The sequence below is a fragment of the Virgibacillus carmonensis genome, from assembly GCF_057836705.1.
In genome coordinates this window covers 1-577 of sequence record NZ_JBYQFJ010000303.1, presented here as the reverse complement: position 1 = coordinate 577, position 577 = coordinate 1, and the positions used below count along the sequence as shown (strand labels likewise).

1 pseudogene is annotated in these 577 nt (G+C 36.6%); it reads right to left on the bottom strand.

Going from position 1 to position 577, the window contains the following annotated elements:
- Positions 1–414: 414 nt before the first annotated feature.
- Positions 415–577: pseudogene (locus tag AC3G7N_RS22000) on the bottom strand (spermidine acetyltransferase); the annotation flags it as partial.

Below are 577 nucleotides of genomic sequence, written 5' to 3'. Positions count from 1 at the left end.
ATAATTTCCCCGTCACTGATTTTTTCATCTCCATACTCAAAACTTTTCATTATTTCAAATCCCCTTTAAGCGGCCGTTTTGTCGATATCAATGCCATTGGAGCTGCTTTAATCAGCAGCGATAGGAAACTGATCATTCAGGTTCTCAGCTAATTCTTTGACCTATTCGATGGAAAAATCACACCTGGATTACGCACATTTTGCCTTTTCCTTCGTCTCATTATCTCAACCCAACTGGCTGTTCGCTACTCCTCTTTTCCCCAGTAATTTCCGTTTTTATTCAAGTTAGGACAGTTTAGTTACGAATAGATAAAGCCTGTATCACGGATTACCAAGTAATCATTGATACAGGCTTTTTTCAAAACCTTTTATTCCGAAAGTACCAAATAGTACGAGAAGAAACGTGACGCTTGTTTCACAATAAATCCGTAGTACGTTTATTATTTTCTAGATATTGCTGCTGAAAGATATACATTCTTACAGCATTATGGTAGCTGCCTTCAACGAAAAATTCATCCTTTAGCTCACCTTCAACTGAAAAACCAACTTTTTTATAGATATGAATCGCCTTTTCATTT